Genomic DNA, 5071 nt, shown 5'->3' on the forward strand with positions numbered 1-5071 from the left:
CGAAGAAGCGATGCGATTGGGCGTGCGAGACAATCCGGGGCGCTACGATAGCCTCGATTACGACAACGACAACGACAACGGCCGCACGCGCGAGCGACTGTAGGTCTGCGGGCATCCGCCCGCCGCGCCTCACTGAAAAAAGCCGAGCGACTCCCAGGGGTGCCCGCTCCAGCGCACCTGGGGCGCGGTCGGCGCCAGCGCGGTGAGGGGGACCTCGGCGGCGGTGAGCATTGCGGGGTCCGGCACCCCCTGCGTCTGCGCGCACGCACAGACCCCGACCACCGCCACCAGGTCGTCACCCGCGAACACCAGTGGCACATAGGGCCGCAGCCAGGGCGGGACCCCGGCCTCTTGAAAGATCTTCTTGAGCGAACGCTGATGGGCGCCCCCGGGCGGGCGGCAGCTGAGTTCCGACACCCCGAAGCGCACCCGCACCGGACCCATCAGGGCCATCGCAGCGGCGTCGGCGACCCGCTCCAGGGTGCCCAGGCCATGGGGGAGTTGCAGCACCGGTTGGTCCCACGGCAGCCCCGGCCCTGTCGGCGCCGGCGGCAGGGGGCGCAGCGCGAAGAGGTCCTGGCGGTAGCGCCGGACCTCACAACCCCGCCAGGCGACCAAGGGGTCGGCATCGGGGCGCGCCGGCAGGACCTCGTCCAGGATGCGCCCGAGGTGCGCGGTGTCCGGCCCGAGAAAGCCCCGCCGCCGCAGCCACAGGCGCAGCACGGCCTTGCGCAGGGTCCGCTCCAGCCGCGCCAGGCCCGGGATCGACAGGGTCCCCGGACGCTCACCGCCGAGTCCCGCCAGTTCACGCCCGGCCGCGAGATCCACCAGGGCCGCCGCGTCCGCGCAGTGCGCGCCGCTGCGCGCCAGGGTAACGGAGACCGCTGGCCAGCGTTCGCGCAGCAGCGGCAGGACCAACTGGCGCAGGTAGTTGCGATCCATGGCGGGCTCCCGGTTGGAGGGGTCCTCCAGCCAGGTCAGGCCCAGGGTGCGGGCATAGTGCTCCAGGGCCGCGCGCGGGTGCCCGAGCAGGGGGCGCACCAGTCGGCCCAGTCCCAGGTCCGCTACCGGCGGCATCGCGGCCAGGCCGTGCACACCGCTACCGCGGATCAGGGCCAGCAACAGGGTCTCGGCCTGATCGTCCAGGTGGTGGGCAGTGAGCAGCAGATCGCCCGGGGCGAGCAGGGCGAAGAACTCCCCGTAGCGCGCCGTCCGCGCCACCGCCTCCAGGCTCTCCCCGCGCCCCGGCTTCACCTCGGCACGGCACTCGCGCAAGGGGATGGCGAGGTCCTCACAGGTCACCCGGCAGTGCTCGGCCCAGCGTCCGGAATCCGGGTGCAACGCGTGGTCGACATGCACCGCCCAGAGCGGCCCGGGCAGGCGCTCACGCACCGCCGCGGCGGCGCGCAGCAGGACGGTGGAGTCGAGCCCGCCGCTGTAGGCGATCCAGACCCGGCCCGCCGCCTCGAAGGGGGCCAGCGTCGCAACGAGGGATTGCGGATCGAAGCCGGACATTACTCTTTGAACTTGCCGTAGCCCATCAGGCGCGCGTAGCGCTCGGCGATGAGCGTATCCAGATCGATCTCCTGGAGCATGTCCAACTGCCCCGACAGGGCGCGCTTGAGCGACAGGGCCACCGCGTCCGGGTCGCGATGGGCACCGCCCAAGGGCTCCGGGATAACCAGGTCCACCAGGCCATGCTCCTTGAGCCGGGTGGAGGTGATGGCCATGGCGTCCGCCGCCAGTTGGGCCTTGTCCGCGCTCTTCCACAGGATGGACGCGCAGCCCTCCGGGGAGATCACCGAGTAAGTGCTGTATTGCAGCATCAGGAGGCGGTCGCCCACGCCGACGGCCAGGGCCCCGCCGGAGCCGCCCTCCCCCACCACCGTGCACAGGATGGGGGTGCGCAGCCGCGACATGACCTGGAGGTTGCGGGCAATCGCCTCGCTCTGGCCCCGCTCCTCCGCACCCACGCCCGGATAGGCCCCCGGGGTGTCGATGAAGGTCAGGATCGGCAGTCGGAAACGCTCCGCCATCTGCATCAGGCGCAGGGCCTTGCGATAACCCTCGGGACGCGGCATCCCGAAGTTGCGCACGATCTTCTCCTTGGTGTCGCGCCCCTTCTGGTGCCCGATCACCATCAGCGGGCGCCCATCCATGCGCGCCAGGCCGCCGACGATGGCCGGATCGTCCGCAAAGGCGCGGTCCCCGTGCAGTTCGTGGAACTCGTCGAACAGGAGCCGGGTATAGTCCAGCAGGTAGGGCCGCTGGGGGTGGCGCGAGAGCTGGGATATCTGCCAGGGCGAGAGTCCCGCGAACACCGACTCGGTCAGGGTCCGACTCTTCTTCTCCAGGCGCTCGATCTCCTCGGCGATATTGATCTCATTGTCGTGCCCGACCAGGCGCAACTCTTCGATCTTCGCCTCGAGCTCGGCGATCGGTTGTTCAAAATCGAGAAAGTTCAGATCCATAGCCGCAATCACATCATCGAAATCAGGGACATACCGGTGAGATTCGGACCGCCGGGGGGCGCCGTGTGCAGGACCCCGCAGACTTGCCGCGGCGCCCCGGTGGGGCACAATAGCCGAACCCATCCCCAGGATACAGACCCATGTGCAAACAACTGAAGGTTCCCGCGCCCGGGCGCGCCCCGGCCATCGCCCTGATCGGCGTCCTCGCCGCCCTCCTGCTGCCGGCTGGCCCGGCCCAGGCCTTCAAATGTGTGCCCCTCTACGGCAACTGGTGCGGCCCCGGGCACCCGTCCGCGGCGGCCCTGCCACCGGTCGACGCCTTCGATGCCGCCTGTATGCGTCACGACCTCTGCATCGCCGGCGCCTGGTCCGAGACCCCGTGCGACCACGCCTTCGTCGATGAACTGCACCTCATCGCCGCCCAGACCGGCTACCTGCCGCGACCGCTCCAGTGGGCCGAGTATCTGATCCGGGTCAAGGCGGGCGGCGGCTGGGGCGGGATGCCGATGCCCATGCCGGGGGACGCGATGGGGGTCATGTCGAGTGTGATGACGCCTTGTTGGTAGGACGAGGCGTTTGGGGTCCGTGGATCTTCGACCCCGAGTTGCTCCGCACCTGGGTGCCAGCGGCGATCGGCCGTTGACGTCCGGCGCAGGCAGTCTTGGGCGGGCTGGCCGATGAGTCGTCTGCGGCATGACGCCAGCCACGCGTCGCTCAGGAAGATAAAAATTGCCACCTCCGCGCGGCTTTTTGGCGTCGGTCTCGACTTTGTAAGAAAAAATAGCCATTTTTTCTTACAAGCTATAACCTATCTGCATGTCTCAACCGACTGAAAAAACAATTCTTAGCAGGCTCTACGGCAAAGGCAGGGGTTGGGCCTTCTCGCAGACGGACCTGGCGGATCTGGGGAGCCGTTCGGCACTCGATGTGGCCCTGCATCGTCTATGGACGCAGGGCGCCATTCGCCGCGTCTTGAGGGGGATCTACGACTACCCGCGGTACAGCCTCCTCTTGGGCGAGCCCTTGAGTCCGGACATCGACCGGGTCGCGCAGGCGCTCGCCCGCAAACTCGGTTGGCGCATCCTGCCGAACGGCCCTTCCGCGCTGAACCTAATGGGGCTTTCCACCCAGGTGCCGGCCCAGTATCTCTACCTGTCCGACGGGCCGGATCGATCCTATCGGGTCGGCGCCACGGAGCTCGTCTTTAAGCGGACAGCCCTAAAAGAGGCCGGGTTCAACCTGCCTGAGAGCCGCACCATCGTCCAAGGGCTGAAATCGATAGGGCAAGATGCAATCAGCGCCGAGGTCATAGCAAAAATCCGCGATTGGCTGCCTCCCGCCCTGCGTCCCAAGGTTCTTGCCGATACCCGAACGGCAACCGGATGGGTATACGAGGCCATTCGTCACATTTGCCGGGAGGGCGATCAACCCGCGGACGCCTTGGCGCGCACAACCGATAGAACCAAACGAATCCGAGGCCACGAGAACGATGGACCAGATTGCCAACCTGAAGGCCAACCAACGCCAGGAACTATTCCAAGAGACCGCAGCGCGTAAGGGTATCCAACCCGCCCTCGTGGAGAAAGACTTTTGGGTTTGCTACGAGCTTGCCCCGAGATCACGCTGAGCATCGATGACCGCTACGACCAAGTGGTGCAGATCGGATACCCGGCTGCCTTTTCCCAGAGCTACCTGCGCCCCAACGTACAACTGGAGATCGGCCCTCTGGCGTCCTGGGTTCCTCACGGCAAATACAAGATCCGACCCTATGCGGCTGAGGCTTTCCCTAAGCTCTTCGCTGACCCCGATTGTCCGGTTGTCGCAATCGCGGCCGAACGTACCTTTTGGGAAAAAGCGACCATCCTGCATCAGCAAGCCCACAACCCGGGACCTATTCCCTCCCGTTACTCGCGCCACTATTACGACCTTTCCCGTCTTGCCGAGAGTGCCGTCCGTACCGCTGCCCTGAAAGACTTGCCACTCTTGGCGGATGTCGTGGCCTTCAAGCAGCGCTTCTATCCCTGCAACTGGGCGCGTTACGACGAGGCCCGACCAGGCACATTCAGGTTGATCCCGCCATCAGAGGGAATCGAGTCACTTGAGGCTGATTACAAACAGATGCGAGTGATGATCTTCGGCGAGTGTCCGGAGTTTTCGCGTATTATCGCGGCGCTGCATTCGCTGGAGGACGAAATAAATGCGCTTGAATCTTAGGGCGGTATGGTCCTCTGCGATAGCATCCTGACAACATAAGCCAAGGCAAGAAGCGTATACCGGAATGACAGAAGCGAACAGTGAATACAAGGATACCGCGCAGATCATGGCGTTGGACGAGGACCAACGCATGAAGTACCTGCTCGAACAGTGGTCGATGACGGACAAAGTCATCGTTGGCACGCTCCAGCAGCGCGGCGAATTATGGTGGCTTACGCAAGTGACGGACATTGAAGGGAGGCGGCTTGAATATCCGATATCCGATTTTCCCGAGCGAGCCACACAGTTGCGGGCCGGACGGGGCATTCGCCCCGTCCGAAACGTTTTCTCCGCGCCGCGAGCCAATGGAGCGGTTCGGCGATGGCATAAACGTTCGGGACGGGGCG

The 5071-nt window shown here is 65.8% G+C and carries 6 protein-coding genes; 4 read left to right on the forward strand and 2 right to left on the reverse strand.

Going from position 1 to position 5071, the window contains the following annotated elements:
• Window positions 1-129 precede the first annotated feature (129 nt).
• Both tilS and QZY48_RS15585 read right to left on the reverse strand, forming a co-directional pair.
• Window positions 130-1515, reverse strand: a complete 1386-nt coding sequence (gene tilS / locus QZY48_RS15580; RefSeq protein ID WP_295432428.1) for a tRNA lysidine(34) synthetase TilS — start codon at window positions 1513-1515, stop codon at window positions 130-132.
• The gene (locus QZY48_RS15585; protein WP_295432431.1) at window positions 1515-2471 is read right to left on the reverse strand and encodes an acetyl-CoA carboxylase carboxyltransferase subunit alpha; all 957 of its coding nucleotides are present in this window, start codon (window positions 2469-2471) and stop codon (window positions 1515-1517) included. The genes tilS and QZY48_RS15585 overlap by 1 nt, the downstream gene beginning before the upstream one ends.
• Before the next feature lie 140 nt (window positions 2472-2611).
• Here QZY48_RS15585 and QZY48_RS15590 point away from each other — a divergent pair, with 140 nt between their 5' ends.
• From QZY48_RS15590 to QZY48_RS15605, 4 genes are all read left to right on the forward strand, one after another.
• Entirely contained in the window at window positions 2612-3037 is a 426-nt protein-coding gene (locus tag QZY48_RS15590) for a hypothetical protein (protein WP_295432433.1), read from the forward strand.
• Between the two features lie 250 nt (window positions 3038-3287).
• Window positions 3288-4028, forward strand: a complete 741-nt coding sequence (locus QZY48_RS15595; protein WP_295432436.1) for a DUF6088 family protein — start codon at window positions 3288-3290, stop codon at window positions 4026-4028.
• 33 nt (window positions 4029-4061) lie between these two features.
• A complete protein-coding gene (locus tag QZY48_RS15600; protein ID WP_295432439.1) occupies window positions 4062-4685 on the forward strand; it encodes a nucleotidyl transferase AbiEii/AbiGii toxin family protein in 624 nt (207 codons plus the stop codon).
• 64 nt (window positions 4686-4749) lie between these two features.
• On the forward strand, window positions 4750-5071 hold a 322-nt coding region (locus QZY48_RS15605; RefSeq protein WP_295432440.1), incomplete at its 3' end, for a hypothetical protein.

It is taken from the genome of uncultured Thiodictyon sp. (assembly GCF_903828115.1).
Classification (GTDB): Bacteria; Pseudomonadota; Gammaproteobacteria; order Chromatiales; family Chromatiaceae; genus Thiodictyon.